This window comes from Halobacteriovorax sp. BALOs_7 (assembly GCF_003612895.1).
Classification (GTDB): Bacteria; Bdellovibrionota; Bacteriovoracia; order Bacteriovoracales; family Bacteriovoracaceae; genus Halobacteriovorax_A; species Halobacteriovorax_A vibrionivorans.
In genome coordinates this window covers 424,872-443,280 of the sequence record NZ_CP027772.1, presented here as the reverse complement: position 1 = coordinate 443,280, position 18,409 = coordinate 424,872, and the positions used below count along the sequence as shown (strand labels likewise).

Sequence of the window (18,409 nt, the reverse complement as noted above, 5' to 3'; positions counted from 1 at the left end):
TATTTATGTACTAGTTGATCTGGAAACCAACGTAGTAAACATCTAAAACTTTTCCATCAACGAGATATGAGTTAATCGCTGATTTAATTTCTTCTTTAAGGTATTCCTTACCTTGTACTTTAAGAAGATCATTTGGCCTCTTTGAATTTAGAATACTAATAATTGTATCTCTAATCTGAGGCTTTCTTGCTTTATATTCTTCCTCTTTTGCATTTAGAGAAAGCTTAAGTACAGCATTTAAACGAATGTAGCGTTGAGGTCCATCACCTTGTGAAAGGTTTGCTGTAAAGCTATCAAGAGGAAAGAGCTTACCTTCTTCTTCTTGTGCTTCACCAGTTGTCACAACGTCTGCTTCTTTATTTGCTTCGGCCATTTGAGCTTTAACAAGATCTTCTACTGAAGATTGCTGCGATAATTTCACATGTGTCTGATACTGAAAATAAGCGATTACACCCATTAAGATAATATTCAGTAGTAGAGCTACTGTTAAAAGAGGGCTTTTACCACTTCCTTGGTTTGTATTATCAGCACTTCCATCTGCCATACTTATAAATCCTTTACTTCACACAGAAAAAAATTCCTTTATAAACTGTGCCTCGTCAAAAATTATACATCCTACCGGCAAATTCTACAAGATAGTAAAGAATGTTCTACCACATTCTATTGCCCTTTAAAGGAATTCTAACCGTTTAGCTTGTATGTAAAAATTGGCCGGTGTCAAAATGTCGACGCTTTTTTGACGCTTATTGAGTTGAGAGGCAAATTTTTCCCCTCTAGAAATAAGAAAGCCTCCCAAAGGGAGGCTTCTTATTATGAAACTAATTTAAATCTAAAATTAGAACATTTCCTTCCAAGCTTTACCTGGCTTGAATTTTGGAAGAGTCTTAGCTTTGATTTTAATCTTTTCACCAGTTGCTGGATTGATACCAGTTCTAGCTGCTCTTCTTACTTTTGTGAAAGTACCAAAACCGATTAGTGATACATCGTCACCTTTCTTAACAGCTTTCTTGATTGTTTCAAGAGTAGTTGATACGAAAGTATCTGCATCTTTCTTAGTTAGGTGCTTAAGTTCTTTGTTCTTTAAGATTGCTTCTACAAGTTCTTTTCTGTTCATGTAAACTCCAAATAGTTAGTTATTTAGTTGTTGTAAAAATAGGATGAGGCCTGAAACACGCTTTGACAAGGCTTTTTAAGCCTTTTTTTTTAATTAAGTTATTTTTTTTATTTTTTAGGTTATTTTAGACTTTTTTCTTGCCAAACTACCACTTCTTCCTCTAGTGCGATTCTAACGGCTTTAAGCCACTCTAGCTCTAATTGAGAGTGCTCTTTTATGTCTTCAATTTCAACAAATAATTGAATGAAGACTGGGCCGAGTTGATGATAGAAAACTTCCATATTAGGAATCTTTATATCAACAGGAAGGTGCTCAGAAAGCTTATCAAGAATTTTTTCAAGCTCTAAGATCTCATGAGCAAGTTTATAAATCGAGTCAGTTTTAAGTAGAGATGAAACATGCTTGATATATGCATGATCAAGTACATTTTGTTCAATGAGGTTATGAGGAATATCATCGTGTAAAAAATCAGATAGAGAATAATCGATCTGCTTAGCAGATTCACGCATATATTCTTTATTAATTTTTACTTGGTTATGATCAAAGAAGCTTGTCATTTTTAACCTCCATTATTTCTAGTATAACAGAAGATTAGATTTTGCCCAAATAAGAAGGCCTGCAAAGAATGCAGGCCTCTTATTAAATATAGAAATGTATATTTGAATTAGTTCAGCTTTAGCTTCCCTTTCTCTTTTAATAGATCAATGATCATTTCAAAGTGTGACATTGGGTAAGCACCTTTAACTGGAACACCATTGATTACGAAACCAGGAGTTCCTTGGATTTCAAATTTTCTTGCTTCAGCTTCATCGGCCTTAACTCTATTTACAACGTACTCAGACTTAACATCTTTAGCAAGTTTAGTCATGTTAGCACCAACTTTCTTTGCTGCTTGCTTTAGGTACTTTTCTTTGTACTGTCTAAGTTTCTGCTGACCTTCTTGAGTAAAAAGCATATCGTGGAATTCAAATGCCATCTTTGGATCTTGTAGACGAAGAGCTTCATAGTACTCTGCTGCAATTCTTGCTTCAGAATGGAATGAAAGTGGAAGGTGCTTATAGATAAACTGTACTTGACCTTCATACTTTTCAAGCATTGGCTTTACAACATTTTCAAATCCTCTTGTACAATATGGACATTGAAAATCAGAGTATTCAACTAGAGTGATCGCTCCACCTTTTGTACCACGGATAGATTCATCCTCTCTAATTTCTGGCTTAAGAGGATTCTCAATAAATCCATGAAGTTTTTTATTCTCTTCCTCTTCTCTTTTCTTTGCCATTTCAGCTTTTGCATTTTGAGCTGCTGTTTGTAGAGCTTCCATAACTTCAGCAGGGTTTGCTTTAATTGCTTCTGCTAAAATAGTTGGATCATCTTTAAGAGCTTGTTTGATTTGATCTTTACCTACACAGCTGGCAAGTAGAAGAAGTGACATTACAATGCCGATTGATTTTTTCATTACTATCCCTTTTGTTGTTTTAAACAATAATTTCACGTCAAGTTATTATTAGAATTCTACTTGAACAAAATGAAATACTCAATCATCTTTTGCAGAGTACTCTTTTTCCATGTAGTCGAGATAGCGGTTTATGACACGTGTCTGATTACGCACATACTTATAACCGATTAAATGAACTCTTGAGGCATATCGTCCACTAATGAATGATCGCATAGTGGCAAAAATCCCGAAAGCAGGTGTAGCAACCTTGTTATAGAGATAGAGTAGAAAAATACCATAAGAAATAATATTGACAATAATTGTGATGTAGAGAATGTCGTTTTGCAGTAACGCCATGTTAACTAAGTAATCTTTAAAAACTTTACTATCTGTTAAGATATGATTAACCACCATAATGATTGCATCAAAAAGAGCAAAGTTAATGATCGTAATAATCATTCCCATCAGTATGCAAACAATCGCAACATAGAAACTCTTATTAAGGAAGAACATTGATTCAAAGACAGGCTTGTGTATCTTTTTGTATTTATTTGGAACTTCAATTTTAGTTAAAACACCACTCTTTCTAAAAGTTTCAGTAGTTGTAAAAAACCAGTCACTAAAATTCGATAGTAATCTTAGCTCAGAACTAAAATCAGCATCAAATGTTGCATCTTTATTTTCTGCACACAGAAATTCATTACAGTAGTCTGCTATCTCATCAAATGGACGAAGCATTAATTGAGCAAGAATAATTCCTGCAATTAAGAGACAAATAAATGAAAAGATCACCCATGGCCAAACTTCGACTAAGCCTATCTGTAGGTAGTCTAAGATAAGATCATCAATAATATAATCGAGATCCTTTCTAAATGTAGTAATATAGATAACTGCCGACTTTAAAAGAAACCAATTTAAGATGAAGCCAGCAATGATTGATAGAAAAGGTAGAACGGCAAAAATGAGTCCTAGCTTCAAACGAAACTTTGCCTGGTCATCCTTTTTAAAGTCTTTTAAGGATTGTGCTACGACATTAAACATTGATTTCTTGAAATTTTCGTACATAAGTAATTCTATAAGTTGTTTTAATTACATATCTTTTCGGCTCATGATCTTTATTTCTTAATTAATTTTATCAATTTCTAAAGAAAATCTTCAGAGTCGCCGATACAGGAAGTAGCGTGAATATTAATATTTGAGGATATTATGAAAAAGTTTAAATTATTGATGGTTGCTACAATTACTTCAATGTTAATTACAAGCTGTGGTAGTGACTCAGGTGGCGGCGGTGCTACAAACTTCTCTGGCTGGGGATCTAATGGAAGCGGTAATGTTGCAAGAGGTGTTGAACAACTTCACAATAGCCTTGAAGGACACTTTCCATGTAGTACAGAAAGAGTTTTCATGAGTACTTATCTTGATAGTTATCAAACAACGTCCCAAACAAATGGAACGGGAATTATTGGTAATTTAAAACAAGGTGCCATGGGTGGAGAAACTGGTGATTACTATGCGGGAGCAAATGGTAATAGCGATATTCTCATTATAGCTAAAACAACAAATGGAAATAATGTTGGGTTCAATTATTATTTCTCTTTTTGTGGGCGCTACTTTACTGATAATCAATATGGAACTGGTAAATATCCTCTACTAGCAAAAGAAAGAGGTGTTAACGGTATTCAAATGACTTCACCTTCAGTTCTAACAGCAACTGCATTTTGTCCAACAAATGTAATCTCTGCTGGTCAATTCTACGTTTATGTACCACAGTACACTTCACCAAATGGTGTACCGTTACAAGCAACAGCGTTGACAATTAACTTTGCTCCTCCGGGATGTCAGTAAGACTTAATACAATTTTAAAATATTTAATTTAGGAAAATAATGGGCCAGAATTTCTTTATGGCCCTTTCCTTTTTGGGCAAGACCTAAGGCACCGACCTGACAAAGGCCCACACCATGGCCATTACCTTTTCCAACGAATTGAAGTCCTTCGCGGCCAAGATCAACAAGGTAGAAGTAATTAGAAGGAAAGTCTACTCGACCAAAATAGCGACGAAATAAACTCTTTTTAATCTTTATCTTATTCTTTCCATTTCGAACATAGATGGCCTTCGCATTTTTCTTGTCTGGATAAATTGAAAGTTTCTTGTGTAGCTTTTGTTTTTTTACATATCCCTTTCTCATACCCCACTCAATCATTTTTTTAAAACGAATTTGAGTGATCTTTGAATCCCAGTTCTTCTTTCTTTGGCAATAGGCACACTTTACAGTGGAGTAACCATGAACTTCATTTGTCCATACATCGTCAGGTTGTAGAGTATTTCCGCCACAACTTGCATGAAAAAATGCTGGTACAAGATTCCCTTGTTTATTTGTTAGTACCATTCCAGCTGTTTTTCTAGCAGCTTCAATTGTACTTGCTGTTACATCATTAAATGTTCCGTTTACTTGATGCTTTTCTGAATTCTCTAAATCGTAGAGAGTATCATTTTGAAGACCTGAACTCATCATATGATGAATTGCATATGTTCTAGCTGCTACGGCCTGAGCTTTTAAGGCCTCAACTGGCCAAGAAGCATTCATCTCTTTTGCTAGTAGTGTTGCAATGTAATCATCTAATTCCATCTCATTGACAACATCGCATGACTTTCCATCTTCACTTGTTACAATGTGCATCTGCCCCATGAATTGTTTTTTTTCAAAACCAATAAGACCTGTCTTTGAAGTTAAAGAAGCGAGATATTGTGGCCTTATCGAGCGAGCATGCTTTAAATTTCCGCAATTTATTTTTATTTTCTTAAAGCCTTTAAAGCTTTTCGATTTATTAGTTGCGATAACTTCTCTCGTTATTCCAACACCTTCTAGAAAGACCTTATTTAAGTTCTTAGCGACTCTCACTTTAATAGTGTGACCTGACTTAAAATTTTGAAGTGGACTAATTCTTGCAAAAGAATTGAAAGTAAATAAAAGAATAAAAAGTAAGAATAGACTTCTCAAATATCATCGTCCTGATTCGTGCGGCATCCTTGCCAAGCAACTTAATCTATTAAAATGATATATGATTTTACTATACTACTCAACTTGTAAGAAATTTAATCGCCTTTTGCATATCGGCCCAAGCCGTTTTCTTCATCGACTCATTAACTTCTAATAGCTTAGGGTGGAAAAGTGGCATTGTTTCTATTACTTGAGTTTTTCCATCAACTTCAGTTTGAATAGAATGGAATACTCCATGCACATTTGCCAATCGAACCTGCTTGTCTAAGCACAGCTTAGTGGCCGCCGCTCCAAGAGGAACAAGAAGTGAAGGCTTAAAGTGTGCACAACAAGAAAAAATAAATTCTTTTGCATTTTTTTTAATAAAAGGAACTCGAATAAAGCGCCCTGAAGAGATCTTCATCGCCTTAATCATTCTTCCCATAATATCTTGATCAGACTCAATCATTGATAGCGGAAGAAAATCAGGAAACTCTGACTCCTCTATTTCATCTAATCCAAAAAAGATAATATCAATTTCTCCTTGATAGTCCTGATAACCAGGAATTGTCTCTAGTTTCCAATTTTCATTATATTTTTGAATTAAATTTGTGAACGATGTATCAACTTTAACCAAAGATGAGCTGGCCTTTTTTTCCACTTCAATCTTTACTGGCGCAGGGTTGTCTTCTATAGGAACTTCAATTTTCGCTTCTTGAGGCTTTGCTGCAATCTCTGGGACATTCACCTCAAAAGACTCTTTCTTGGTCTCAATAGGCTTATTAGAGGCTTCATTTGAGCTAAGAGTACGACCTACTAACTTAGGAAACCACAGGGTATTTTCAAAGATTTTTGCATAGTAATTCGGCTTCTCATTAGATGAGATTTTTAGCTTATTATTGAAATCTTTAGTTAATTTTGAAATTAGTTGCTGTGCCATTCAATTCTTTCCTATGGGTAAAATATCCCTAAGGCACTAAAATTAAAAGCTTAAATTTTAGAAGATTTATAAGCCTCCGATAAATCTAGCATACCCACTGAGGACACCCTGCATCAAAGAGTCCAAAGTTACGGGGAATTAGATTTTAAAGGAGCTACTACATGTCTTTCGATCCAGATTTCCAACTTGAAAATTTCGAAGAACTTTTTGGGGATTTCGAGCAAGTACATAAGGTATTAAATGAGTGTCCAGTTTGTGGTTCAAATATGGTTCACACACACTTATCAGATTATAAGAATTTGTACATACACGAGAATTCGAGATGTACGGATTGCGGGCACGGCAATCGAAAAAAAATTCACCATATCAACTAGCACTCTATTTCTGAGGGAATTCTTTTAAAAGTTTTAATTGAATTCTCTCAGCAATACTCTCCTTCACATTTAACTTGTGACTAATTTCAATCAAAGATAATTGCGCAAGCTCTTTTAAAGTTAAGTCCATATTTTCGTGAATAGTTTTTAAAGTCTTCTCTCCAATCCCCTCAATATCATCAAACCATGAAGTAAAAATTCGATCCTTTTCTTTCTTATGATGTAGCTTACGAGAAAAACGATGGGCCTCATCTCTCATTTGAACAATAATTCTCATTAGTGAAGGTGTCTTCTTTAAAATATATGGATTAATGCGATTAGGAATAATTAAGCGCTCATCAGAACTTGAAACCTCTTTATCTTTAAAAGTTTCACTCTTACTTGTTTTTATTTTTGCAATTCCAACAACAGGAATATCTAATTCAAAATCTTCCAAAACAGCTAAGAAGCTTGAAACCTGCCCTTTACCACCATCGACAATAAAAACATCAGGTAGCTTTCCTTTCTTAAGCCTTCTTGCGAGAACTTCTCTCATCATAGCAAAGTCGTTATTACCTTCAGGCCTCTCTTCCAAATGGTAGTAACGGTATTGAGTCTTATCGGGTTTTCCATCGCGAAAAACGATTTGAGAAGCAGTTGGAGACTTACCTTGCCAAATGGCAACATCAAAACATTCTAAAATCTTTGGTGTCTCTTTTAGTTTTAAAAGTTCCTTTAACTTATTTAAACCGATCCAAGGGCCATCCATATTTTTAACGCGAAAGCGCTGATGCTCTTTTGCATGATCATACGTTAATTCATAAAGGGACTTCATTTTTCCAATTGGTTTTTGAACTTCTATTTCTTCGTCCACAACCTCTTTAAAAGCCTCGCTAATCATTGCAAGATCATTCTTTTTCTCATCGATATAAATGCGACTTGGAAGTTTTTCTTTAGTTTTAGAATAGTACTGAAATAAGAATGTTTGAAAAAGTTCGTGATTCTCTTTGTCACTATCCCCTTTCCCAAAGTGAAAGTTCTTATGTCCTAATAAAATTCCCGATCTCATCATATAAATAGAAATATCGACTTCTAGCTCTCCCACATGATAAGCGGCAATATCAAAATCTTTCTCAGTAGATAATTCTACATTTTGTTTTTGATAGGCCTTTGAGAATTCTTTTAATTCTTCAATGCTATCGCGGATTTCAGCAGCACGTTCAAAATGCTCTTTTTCAGCTTCCTTAAACATTCTCTCTTCAAGAGTTTTAAAAACCTGACTACTTCTTCCCTCAAAGAAGTTAATCACATTATTTAAATCAACCTCATAATCTTCACTTGAAATATAATCCACACAAGGAGCAGAACATTGTCGCATTTGATAGATAAGGCACGGCCTTTTTCGTCTGTGCATCTCCTCAATTGAACAGTCTCTCAATGTAAATGACTTGGTTAAAATACGAGAAATCTTGTGAATATTACTGCCTGTGGTGAAAGGCCCAAAAAGTCGAACCTTCTTCTTTCTCTTAGGTCTTCGAGTATAAACTAGTCGTGGAAACTTTTCATTGAGATCGATTTGAATATAGGGATAACTCTTATCGTCTTTTAATTGAATATTATACTTAGGTATATGCTTTTTAATTAAGTTATTTTCTAAGATATATGCTTCAGCATCAGTCTTAGTCATGATGAAATCAAAGTCCTGAATATGAGAGACTAGGATCTGTGTTTTCGGTGATTTCTCTGAACTATTAAAATAACTAGAAACTCTCGCTCTAAGATTCTTCGCTTTACCAATATAGAGGATCTCTTCGACGCCTGCTCGCTTGCGTTTCATCAAATAGCAGCCGGATTTCGTTGGTAAATGTTTTGCTTTTTCAAGAAGCTGTAAAGTATTTTTCTTCATTATAATTATCTACATATAACCTTTTATTCTCTTTACTTTAACACTATTCCCCATTAAATTGATCAGATCATTAAAAGGAAGAGGTAAATGTCAAAACTAGGTGTTGGTAAGGAAATTGTAACATATTGTAGCAAATGTAAACTCGATCTTGCTCATTTAATCGTAGCAATGAAAGATACAGAAACTCCACATAAAGTTCTGTGTAATACATGTAAGTCAACTCACGCATACAAAGCTAAAAAAGTAGCTTCTCCAAGTGCTGCTCGTAAGAAGGCAGGAACTAGAAAGAAGCGTGTTTCTACTGAAGATAAAATTATCAACATTTGGGAAGATGCAATGGCAAAGCTTGATGGTGATCCAATCAAGTACAATATTCGCCAAAAATTTGAAATTGGTGATGTCATCGGCCACCCAACTTTTGGCCCTGGTTTAGTTGAAAAGAACCTGGATGCCAATAAGATCGAAGTCGTTTTCCGCGGCACAATCAAAGTTCTCATGCATAACAAATAAAAAAAGAGGCTGATAGCCTCTTTTTTTATTTGTGCGCCCCATTTTGGTGCACATACTATTCGAGAGAAAGACCTTTAGGTCTTTCGGTTCGCCACAGGCGCTACAAAAAAGAGACCATTGGTCTCTTTTTTATTTGTGCGCCCTACGCAAAAAAGCCTCCAATAATGGAGGCTTTCGCATATCTCTCAATGTTTTGCTAACTTTCACTTCGTGAAAGTGTCGCTCTTACTTTGCGTTAACTTTCCCATTGGCCTAGAGGCAACAAAGCCTGCATAAACGCAGGCTTGTTGAATTGATTATTTATTTCATTGCAATGAGGCCTACTACCGCATCAAATCTTGCTTACGCAAGATGCTGCGGCTAGTTCATTCCCCAATTCATTCCAGCGCCACCTTGGACACCAATACTGAATTGACCATTAAGTGCTCCACCGGCCATTGAGCCGTAATTTACACCAGAGTTATACATTCCAGAGTAATTATTAGCATAGATATTCTGCTGAGCATTTTGTAAATTTCTATAAAGGGCCTGATTTGCATACATTGCAGTTGCTTGGTTCTGGTAGTTACCTTGAGCAACAGCTTGTCCCTGTAGTCCATTAATATAGCTTTGGAATTGTTGTGTTTGGTATGCAGAGTTTCCTCCACCATTAACACCCCAGTTTCCATTAGCACCCCAGCCACCGCCAGCGTTACCATTTAGACCCCAGCTTGTTCCACCGTTGACTCCCCAGCCACCGTTGTTTCCAGCGCCCCAGTTACCATTACCTCCGCCGGCCCAGCCGCCATTAACGCCCCAGCCACCATTGATATTTCCGTTTCCACCAGGGTATGTATTTCCACATGAACAAGGAGCAGAGATACACATACAAGCTGCGTTTCCGCCTCCATTTCCACCCCAGTTTCCACCAGTGTTAATTCCCCAGTTTCCGTTACCACCGGCTCCTGGATATTGTCCTGGTGCTGGATAAGTTGGATAAACTCCACCGTTTCCACCCCAGTTTCCGCCTCCATTGACGCCCCAGCCTCCGCCAGCAACACCACCTGGATACATTCCTGGATAACCTCCAGCTCCAGCACCGCCGTTAATACCCCAACCTAAGTTGAATCCTGCATTAACACCTGCTCCTGGATACATTCCCATTCCAGAACCTGGGTACATTCCCCACGCTCCTCCTGAGTTCATTCCCGGATAAGCACCGATTCCAATATTAAGTCCAAAGCCTGCTCCGGCCCCAGCTCCTGGGTAACCAGACATTCCTGGATACATTCCAACACCCATTCCGTTGCCCATTCCCATTCCGAAATTAGCACCAAAACCTGAGCCGAAACCAGATCCAAATCCAGCTCCATATGGGTAGCCACCCATGCCCATACCTGCACCCATTCCAAATCCTGGATACATACCACCGTAAATATTTCCGCCAGGGTACATTCCTGGGTATCCACCCATTCCCATACCACCATTCATTCCGACACCGCCATTAATACCGATTCCGAAACCTGCGTTACCACCTGTAAGAAGTCCAGCAAGAGCTGATCCTGCAAGAGATCCCAGTGGATTCATATAAACATTTGCTTGGTAACCGCCACCAAAGCCGTTACCCATTCCACCCATTCCAGGGTATCCACCCATGCCAAATCCACCACCGCCGTAGATTCCGCCACCGAAGTTTGGTCCGGCCATTCCACCAAGGAAGCCACCTGTGTAACCTTGACCTTGCCAGCCATTTCCTACACCACCAAACATTCCACCAGTAAGTCCAAGACCACCAGCATATGCACCATAACCGTAACCATTACATGAATTGAGCATATTAGATTGCTCATCTGGAAGGATTGGGTTTGCCCCTCTTTCTAGGTTGTAGTTATGATATGAGTCGATTGAGCCATGACATGACTTAATTCCGTTTTCAAAAGAATTTGCCCACGCTTCTTGTGAATCAGCAGCGTGTTTTGATTGAAAATAAACACTTCCCATAGCAGCAAGAGAAGGGATTGCAACTTTAGCGACTTCGGCCCACTCGTTTCTTTCTGGTAGTTTAGGTAAACATTCCACACAGAAGTCACCGTTGTCTGAACCACCTCGAGAAGCTCTGGTTACACATGCCGCTGCATCATCTTCATAGCCATTGTCTCTTAAGTAGATACAATCGCTGATATCGATTTCAGCATATGTGTTGAACATCAGTGCTGCTAACAAGATGCTCTTTGCGCTAATAAGTCTTAACTTCATAGTTTTCTCCATAAAAACTTTAACAATCCTCATCTTCTTAACGACAGAATATGAATAAAACTTAAGCATTACGGCGACTTTTTTTATAAACTACTGATTTAACTGATTAATATTACGTTTACGAAGACAAAAAGACAGGCTAAATTGTCGGGTATGAGTAATACATTTTGGTGGATCCTTCTCATTTGCGTCTTAATTTTTGCCACTTATGCTGCCTTTGTTATTAAAGGTGAAAAGGAAGTGGCCCTAAAAGATGCTATCCCCTTCCCATTTTTTGGATTAGAAATTCCCGTACCACCTTGGTGGACACTAACAACTAACGAAGATGAATTAAAAATATTTGAAAGAACTGACACACGCTACGAGTGGCAGTCGCGCTTTAGTTTTTCAAGAGAAGAATACAAAGACCTGCAAGATGCTTTTGAACAACTTGCAATTAAAAATCAACTTGTCTTCGATAAAGACACTTCCATTATTCATGAACCAACTTCCTTTAAAGAGCTACTAGACCAAGGGATCGAAACTCTTAGGGTGGAAGGAACCGCAACCAAAGCTCACGAGCTTCGTGTCTACTACGATGCTGCCTTATTAAAAGTTGATGATGGGATTGTGATATTAGAAAGTGAAAGCTCGGTTTTAAATGGTCTACTTGAGGGACCGTTTTTTGAGCAAGCGCTACATCACATCAAAAAACAGAAATAAAAAAGGCTCCTTTCGGAGCCTTTCTAATATTAACGACTTCTAAAAGTTCTAATATTTTGTACTAGGAAGTTGTGAATCTCTTCATCCGTTCCGAAAACGTCGTCGATGAATTCACAGCCAATTAAGAATCTTGTCATTCTCTTTGCAATATTATGAAGAGACTCTACTAAGTAAAGGCCACCAATATTCTCACCACTAAAAGACTTAATGATTTCTTTACGAGCGTGATTGAACATTTCAGACTCAGTTACATCTTCAGGCATATTATCTACACCCATTTTCTCTTCAACTTCTTCAATTGCTTGGTCACGAATATCTTCGTCAGTTGCAAGCGCTACACCAAACTCAGTTGCCATTGCTTCGATAAGTTTCTCGCGATTTGCAATATCGAACTCAATAACACCTTTCTCTTTAAGTGTATTAATTGTATGACTCGCTAAATTTTCGAGTGTTTCAAAGTTTGTTCTCATTTAATGCTCCAAATATATAATCTTCTTAAGTTTAACGACTTGCAAGCGGTGAAGCAAGGCAAATAATGTAAGAAACTAATAAAATTCTAACGACATAGGACTACTTTCGACGCAGAAGCTTATTTAAGAAGCGCTGAATTAAAACGTAATCACCTAAGACACTCAGCGCAATAAGATAAGCTAATCCCCCTCCTAATGCACTTATACTAAATGCACCAAGGTTATCCACAGTAGAAAAAATATTCACTGGAAAAAAGGAACGTAAATAAGATGCTGTAAAAAAAGCAGCGACAGCGCATAAGCAAATTTTAAAAAATCTAATTGGAAAAAAGAATGTTAACTCTAAATTTAGCATGCGAAATAAAAGTACTGACTGAGTAACGATGATAAAGATCATTGAAACAGAAGTTCCCATTGCAAGAATTTTAAAGCCATAAGTTTCAACAAGTGAAATACAAAAAATAATATTAATAAGTACTGCAATTGAAGAAATCGTTACAGGAATCTTTGGCCTATCCAATGTATAAAAACTCGGTGAGAAGACTTTATATAGGCCATAAAAAGGTAGACCAATCAGATATGCGTAAAGGGCCTCCGTTACCATCTTAGTATCATCTAGCCCAAATGCTCCTCTTTGAAATGAGATTGCAACAGTATCTTGAGCAAGAGCAAACATCAGGGCCATGGCCGGCATAAGTACAAAGAGACTAGTTATATAACTTGTTTGTAGTGCTTTTTTTGCATCTTCTTCATTTCCACTTCTCCACAACTCAGAAAAATAAACGAGATTTGAGTTTCCAATTGAAACCCCTAGGATTCCTACTGGAAATTGAAAGAGACGAAAAGCATATTGAAGCCATGAGACGGCACCGATAACAGTACCTGTAGCTAAAAATGTTGAAACAAGTAAATTGATTTGCGTTGCTGCAACACCAATTGTTCCAATACTCATACGCTTTAAAATTTCTTTTACATCTTTTGAGAAGATATCAATTTTTTCAACCTTAAATAAACCCTTGCTCACAAGCATTGGTAGTTGGATGGCCATTTGAACAAAGCCACCGACTAAGACACCGACCCCAAGAGAGACAATTGGATGAAGATTTCTTGCTTCTAAATACTTTGGCAATGAAACCATCGAGATAATCATGATGATATTAAAGAAAGCTGGTGCCATCGCAGGCGCAAAGAACATGCGATAAGTATTTAAAACTCCCATAAATAAGGCAGCAACAGAAACAAAGGCCAAAAAAGGAGACATCATACGAGTTAAGAGAATCGACATCTCAAAGCGATTGGCATCACTTGTGAAAAGCTCATTTGTTAGAAGCTGAATTAATTCAGGAGCGAAAATAAAAATAAGCCCACAGATTAAGGCCGTCACACTAAAGAGAACAATGGCCATTGACCATAATAAAGTTCTGGCGTGCTTATCCCCGTCGACTTTTGCACTGGTAAAAATTGGCACAAAAGCAGCTGAAAAGGCTCCTTCAGCAAAGAGGTCTCTAAGCATATTGGGAATTCGAAAAGCAATCTGATAGGCATCTGTTAAACCTGAAGCACCAAATAATTTGGCCATCAAAATCTCACGAGCAAAGCCCAGAACGCGACTTGAGAGAGTCGCCATGGCCATTTTTATAGAAGATAATAAAAAATTCTTTCGGTGTTCAGTTGTCATTACAATATTTTGCACCACCCTCTATGACTTAACAAGTTGCCAATGAATGCAATATTTTCTAATCTTGTGGCCATGAGAACAGACATGGAAAAGACAATTAATCATATCAGCACAAAGAGTGCTGTGAACTGGGATGAATACTTCATGCTTCAGGCCATTATGGCCAGCTACAAAAGCAAGGACCCGGCCACTAAAGTGGGATGTGTTTTTGTTGATGACAATAATCATCAAATAACTTTTGGTTACAACGGATTTGTTGCAGGGATTGATGAGTCGAAACTTCCATGGGGAAAAGAGAGAACAGTACCTCTTGAGCATCAAAAATATGGCTACGTTGTTCATGCGGAAGCAAATGCTATCCTTCACTCTAACCGCCCACTCGCTAATACAACTTGCTACGTGACACTCTTTCCATGTCATGAATGTGCCAAGCTACTTGCCTCTTCAAAGATCAAAGAAGTCGTATACTTACAAGATAAACATGCTGGATCAGAAACAAATCGCATCGCTCGTCGCATCTTTGACCTGACGGGAGTCACTTATCGTCAGCTTGAACTTGGAGAACATGTTCTAGACTCACTCATAGCACACTTTACAGACGCCTTTTACCGCGACTAGAACGTTGCACAATTTTCAGTAAATTCCTAGACAAGTTTGACTAATGAAACTATAGTAAGCCCGTTCAGACAAATGGAGAATACTATGGTTTTATCGAAGGCAAAGAAAGGCGCAAGCGTAAAGATACTATCTTTTAGCAACGAGCTTAAGCACAAAACAATAATGACTGGTTTAGGTATCCTACCTGGTGATTCAGTTTATATTGTTGCTCCTTCATTTCTTGGCTCTCCTTTAACTCTAAGATTAACAGATGGTGAAACAGTTGCTCTTCGTCTAAGTGAAGCAAGCTTCATTAACGTAGAGGAAATGCAATAATGAAAAAGACGCTACTTATAGGGCCAGCAAACTCTGGAAAATCTGCCATCTTCAATATGCTCTCAGGAGCAAATAGAAAAGTTGCAAACTACAATGGTATTACTGTTGATACTGCAACAGCGGGACTTATTTCAAACTCTCGTCATGAAGAACAGCTTGCTATTGTCGACCTTCCAGGGATCTATTCTCTAGTTCCTTCATCAATTGATGAAGCCGTTACAACTTCAACTCTAATTGGAAGAAATAACCAAGTAACAGAGTTTCACGATGTTGTTTGTGTTGTGGATTGTGCACGTCTAGACTCTTCTCTTTCATTAACTCTTGCAATGAAGGATCTCTTTGGTGGAAAGATAAAAGTTATCTTTAATAAGATTGATCTTGATATCGCAAAGAATTATGACTTTGATAAAATTGGTCAGCACCTTGGTGTTCCTTATTTAAAGTTTTCAACAATGAGAGATAGCAGTGCCACTGTCGATCAATTCATAAGAGAAAATGCATCAGCTTCTGTATTAACTCCAGTTAATAAAATTCAACTTTCAAATGAATCAACAGAGTATAATCCTTTTAGTGTTAACTTTGAGGAAGAAGAACATATTCAACTAGAAAATGAAGTTGCAGCTCTTTCAAATATTGAAAAGTATCAAAGAGAAGCACGTGATCTAAAAGCATCATATGCAATAGGAAAGAATAAAGGACTAATTCAATTATCAAATAAGATTGACCATATTGTTCTTCATCCAATTCTAGGTGGAGTTATCTTCCTGGCCGTTTTCTATTTAATCTTTCACTCAATCTATACTTGGTCAGGTCCAGCAATGGATCTCATCGATGGTGGCGTGGGTGCTTTTGGTGAATACGTAAGTTCAATACTTCCTCCAGGCATGCTCAATAGCTTTATTGTTGATGGTGTTATCGCTGGAGTTGGTGGGGTTATTATCTTCCTACCACAGATTATGATCCTCTTCTTCTTACTAAGCCTTTTAGAACAAAGTGGATATATTTCTCGTGCTTCAATTATTACTGACCGTGCAATGTCATACTTTGGACTAAATGGAAAAGCATTCCTTCCTTACCTTTCTGGATTTGCTTGTTCTGTACCTGCAATTATGGCAACGAGAACAATCTCAGATAAGAAAGAACGTCTTGCAACACTTATGACGATTCCTCTTATTACTTGTTCAGCAAGGCTACCTGTTTATATTCTTTTAATCGGAACTTTTGTTCCAGAGAAAACAATATTTGGAATCTTCAATTCACAGGCACTTTCGTTCTTCTTCCTATATTTCCTAGGAAGTTTTGTGGCCTTAATTATTGCAAAGATATTTAGACTAACTCTTTATAAAGGTAGTACGACTTCATTTATTATTGAACTGCCACTCTATCAACTTCCAACTTTTAAGCCGGCTTTTAAGGCCATGACTTTTAAGGGAAAGGTTTTCTTAAAGAAGGCCGGAACAATTATTTTAGGTCTTTCGATGGTAATTTGGTTTCTTTCAACATTTCCAAAACCAGCGGAACAACTACTTGTTGGAAAAACTGATGCAGAAGCTGCTTCGATCTCACTTGAGCATTCAACGATTGGGCAATTTGGAAAACTAATTGAGCCAGTAATTAAGCCTCTTGGATATAATTGGAAAATGGGTGTCGGTATTACTGTTGCTATGGGGGCCAGAGAATTATTTGTTTCTACACTTGGAACAATCTATGCTCTTGGTGATGTAGATGAAGAGTCCACAACTCTTAGACAGCGCCTACAATCAGAGATCGATCCAGTCACTAATAAACCAGTTTTTAATACGGCCGTAGCTTGGTCACTATTAATCTTCTTTGCCTTTGCCATGCAGTGTATTTCAACACTTGGTATTGTAAAAAGAGAAACAGACGGTTGGGGACATGTCTTTCTTATGTTTGGTTACATGACAGTTCTGGCCTACGGTGGCGCATTCATCACATATCACATTTTAATTTAATTACATTCATATATTCTCACGGCATCGGATAATAAAATTCCGATGTCCAGAGGATCTCTTTCCAATATAACTGAAACCATTGTATCTGGTTCAACACTTTGTTTGCCAAGTGGATACCAACCACCTTTTCCTGATTTCATATTATAATTGATTAACCTTGAGAAGATCTCTATATCCTCTTGAAAAACAGTCACTTTAGCATTGGAGAGACCGCCAATAGTTGTCACTCGATAAATATCAATACAGTAATTTCTATTTTTAGGAATGAAGCTATAAATAGCGTATGCGTATTCATCCTCACTCATTCGCACCGTGCTTTCTTGATAGCCTTTAAGATTACTCTCCTGCCAATCTCCATATTCACGATACCCATCATTACTAGTAAATGATTTTTCATCCATTCCTTTGGCAAAGATCACCGCTTCTTTATTCACGTTAACATATTTTCTTCCCTGACAATCTTCATTCTCTTCTAGACGAGAGAAACGAACTTCATCAGCTCGTAATTTCTTGAGATCTTCAATACCTTTATAAACAATGACCTTAGCTTCTTGTTCATTAGTAAATGTAAACTCGCCAAGAGGATACCAGCCTTTGCGATCCGTCGGTAATGACATATTCACGCTGGCCACTCCAATTTGTTCAGTACCATCAAAGATATCCACAAATGCACTTTCGGTTGCATCAGGAGATGTTACTCGATAAAGCCATATACAATAAGTCGAATCACCTAGTTGATCTGTTAGATAAATACTTTGTGCTGTTGGGTCTACTGAATAGCGAGAAATACTGCCTCCGGAGCCACGAAGTTCATCCTGAAACCATGCTCCTTCCTGAATAAAGCCATCTGTATCCTCTTTAGAATTATCATTTGTAATGTCAAAGTAGTTTCCAATAGTGAGGCTTTCAACACCTTCAACATAGGTACTGGCCGGAGAGCGATCAACTGCCATTGCACCTTCATTAGTTTTCACAACTTCTGAACTTGTTGTTCTAAGATTATGTCCTCTGCCAAGACAAGCGATGAGAACAATCAATGAAATTGGAATAAGAGAATAAGTGAACAATTTTCTAAATTTTGACATATGTGCCTCTGTAGCGTTGTTCTACACACATCTTATCAGCTATTTAGAAAAATTCTAAAATGAAGTTCAGTAAAGATACTCAAGAATTTTTAA

General features: G+C 37.3%; 18 protein-coding genes. 6 read left to right on the top strand and 12 right to left on the bottom strand.

Going from position 1 to position 18,409, the window contains the following annotated elements; all coding sequences use genetic code 11:
• Positions 1–10: 10 nt before the first annotated feature.
• The 5 genes from fliL to BALOs_RS02105 all read right to left on the bottom strand — a co-directional run bounded on the left by fliL (position 11) and on the right by BALOs_RS02105 (position 3,617).
• Positions 11–544 carry a flagellar basal body-associated protein FliL gene (fliL, locus tag BALOs_RS02125; protein ID WP_115361938.1) on the bottom strand — a complete coding sequence of 178 codons (534 nt, stop codon included), beginning with the start codon at positions 542–544 and terminating at the stop codon, positions 11–13.
• Positions 545–835: 291 nt separating this feature from the next.
• On the bottom strand, positions 836–1,114 hold the full coding sequence (locus tag BALOs_RS02120; RefSeq protein ID WP_115361940.1) for an HU family DNA-binding protein: 279 nt from the start codon (positions 1,112–1,114) through the stop codon (positions 836–838).
• A 119-nt stretch (positions 1,115–1,233) separates the two neighbouring features.
• Positions 1,234–1,671: a hypothetical protein gene (locus BALOs_RS02115; RefSeq protein ID WP_115361942.1), complete on the bottom strand. Its 438-nt coding sequence runs from the start codon at positions 1,669–1,671 to the stop codon at positions 1,234–1,236.
• Positions 1,672–1,778: 107 nt separating this feature from the next.
• Positions 1,779–2,573: a thioredoxin domain-containing protein gene (locus BALOs_RS02110; RefSeq protein ID WP_115361944.1), complete on the bottom strand. Its 795-nt coding sequence runs from the start codon at positions 2,571–2,573 to the stop codon at positions 1,779–1,781.
• Between the two features lie 78 nt (positions 2,574–2,651).
• Positions 2,652–3,617, bottom strand: coding sequence for a hypothetical protein (locus tag BALOs_RS02105; RefSeq protein ID WP_120404163.1), 966 nt, complete (start codon positions 3,615–3,617; stop codon positions 2,652–2,654).
• A 141-nt stretch (positions 3,618–3,758) separates the two neighbouring features.
• Between BALOs_RS02105 and BALOs_RS02100 the strand changes: the two genes are divergently transcribed.
• The gene (locus BALOs_RS02100) at positions 3,759–4,397 is read left to right on the top strand and encodes a hypothetical protein (RefSeq protein ID WP_120404162.1); all 639 of its coding nucleotides are present in this window, start codon (positions 3,759–3,761) and stop codon (positions 4,395–4,397) included.
• Between the two features lie 3 nt (positions 4,398–4,400).
• On the opposite strand, the gene BALOs_RS02095 is transcribed toward BALOs_RS02100, so the two are convergent.
• From BALOs_RS02095 to uvrC, 3 genes are all read right to left on the bottom strand, one after another.
• Entirely contained in the window at positions 4,401–5,552 is a 1,152-nt protein-coding gene (locus BALOs_RS02095; RefSeq protein ID WP_115361950.1) for a SpoIID/LytB domain-containing protein, read from the bottom strand.
• Positions 5,553–5,631: 79 nt separating this feature from the next.
• A complete protein-coding gene (locus BALOs_RS02090; RefSeq protein ID WP_120404161.1) occupies positions 5,632–6,471 on the bottom strand; it encodes a hypothetical protein in 840 nt (279 codons plus the stop codon).
• 378 nt (positions 6,472–6,849) lie between these two features.
• Positions 6,850–8,730 (bottom strand): excinuclease ABC subunit UvrC, encoded by a 1,881-nt coding sequence (gene uvrC / locus BALOs_RS02080; RefSeq protein WP_120404160.1) that lies wholly within the window; start codon positions 8,728–8,730, stop codon positions 6,850–6,852.
• 87 nt (positions 8,731–8,817) lie between these two features.
• Between uvrC and BALOs_RS02075 the strand changes: the two genes are divergently transcribed.
• Positions 8,818–9,240 (top strand): hypothetical protein, encoded by a 423-nt coding sequence (locus BALOs_RS02075; protein ID WP_115361958.1) that lies wholly within the window; start codon positions 8,818–8,820, stop codon positions 9,238–9,240.
• Positions 9,241–9,600: 360 nt separating this feature from the next.
• Here the strand turns inward: BALOs_RS02075 and BALOs_RS02070 are convergent, their stop codons facing one another.
• Positions 9,601–11,475 carry a hypothetical protein gene (locus BALOs_RS02070; RefSeq protein WP_120404159.1) on the bottom strand — a complete coding sequence of 625 codons (1,875 nt, stop codon included), beginning with the start codon at positions 11,473–11,475 and terminating at the stop codon, positions 9,601–9,603.
• Between the two features lie 153 nt (positions 11,476–11,628).
• On the opposite strand from BALOs_RS02070, the gene BALOs_RS02065 reads away from it, so the two are divergent.
• A complete protein-coding gene (locus tag BALOs_RS02065) occupies positions 11,629–12,177 on the top strand; it encodes a hypothetical protein (RefSeq protein ID WP_115361962.1) in 549 nt (182 codons plus the stop codon).
• 29 nt (positions 12,178–12,206) lie between these two features.
• Here BALOs_RS02065 and BALOs_RS02060 read toward each other — a convergent pair whose 3' ends face one another.
• Positions 12,207–12,647: a hypothetical protein gene (locus tag BALOs_RS02060; protein ID WP_115361964.1), complete on the bottom strand. Its 441-nt coding sequence runs from the start codon at positions 12,645–12,647 to the stop codon at positions 12,207–12,209.
• Between the two features lie 100 nt (positions 12,648–12,747).
• Positions 12,748–14,325 carry a murein biosynthesis integral membrane protein MurJ gene (murJ, locus tag BALOs_RS02055; RefSeq protein WP_162929495.1) on the bottom strand — a complete coding sequence of 526 codons (1,578 nt, stop codon included), beginning with the start codon at positions 14,323–14,325 and terminating at the stop codon, positions 12,748–12,750.
• A 42-nt stretch (positions 14,326–14,367) separates the two neighbouring features.
• On the opposite strand from murJ, the gene BALOs_RS02050 reads away from it, so the two are divergent.
• From BALOs_RS02050 to feoB, 3 genes are all read left to right on the top strand, one after another.
• Entirely contained in the window at positions 14,368–14,943 is a 576-nt protein-coding gene (locus BALOs_RS02050) for a dCMP deaminase family protein (protein WP_199506642.1), read from the top strand.
• Between the two features lie 84 nt (positions 14,944–15,027).
• Complete coding sequence (locus BALOs_RS02045) at positions 15,028–15,258, top strand: FeoA family protein (protein ID WP_158536869.1); 231 nt, start codon at positions 15,028–15,030, stop codon at positions 15,256–15,258.
• Complete coding sequence (gene feoB, locus BALOs_RS02040; protein WP_115361972.1) at positions 15,258–17,231, top strand: ferrous iron transport protein B; 1,974 nt, start codon at positions 15,258–15,260, stop codon at positions 17,229–17,231. Before BALOs_RS02045 ends, feoB begins: the two co-directional genes overlap by 1 nt.
• On the opposite strand, the gene BALOs_RS02035 is transcribed toward feoB, so the two are convergent.
• Positions 17,228–18,316 carry a hypothetical protein gene (locus tag BALOs_RS02035; protein WP_115361975.1) on the bottom strand — a complete coding sequence of 363 codons (1,089 nt, stop codon included), beginning with the start codon at positions 18,314–18,316 and terminating at the stop codon, positions 17,228–17,230. The genes feoB and BALOs_RS02035 overlap by 4 nt on opposite strands.
• Positions 18,317–18,409 lie beyond the last annotated feature (93 nt).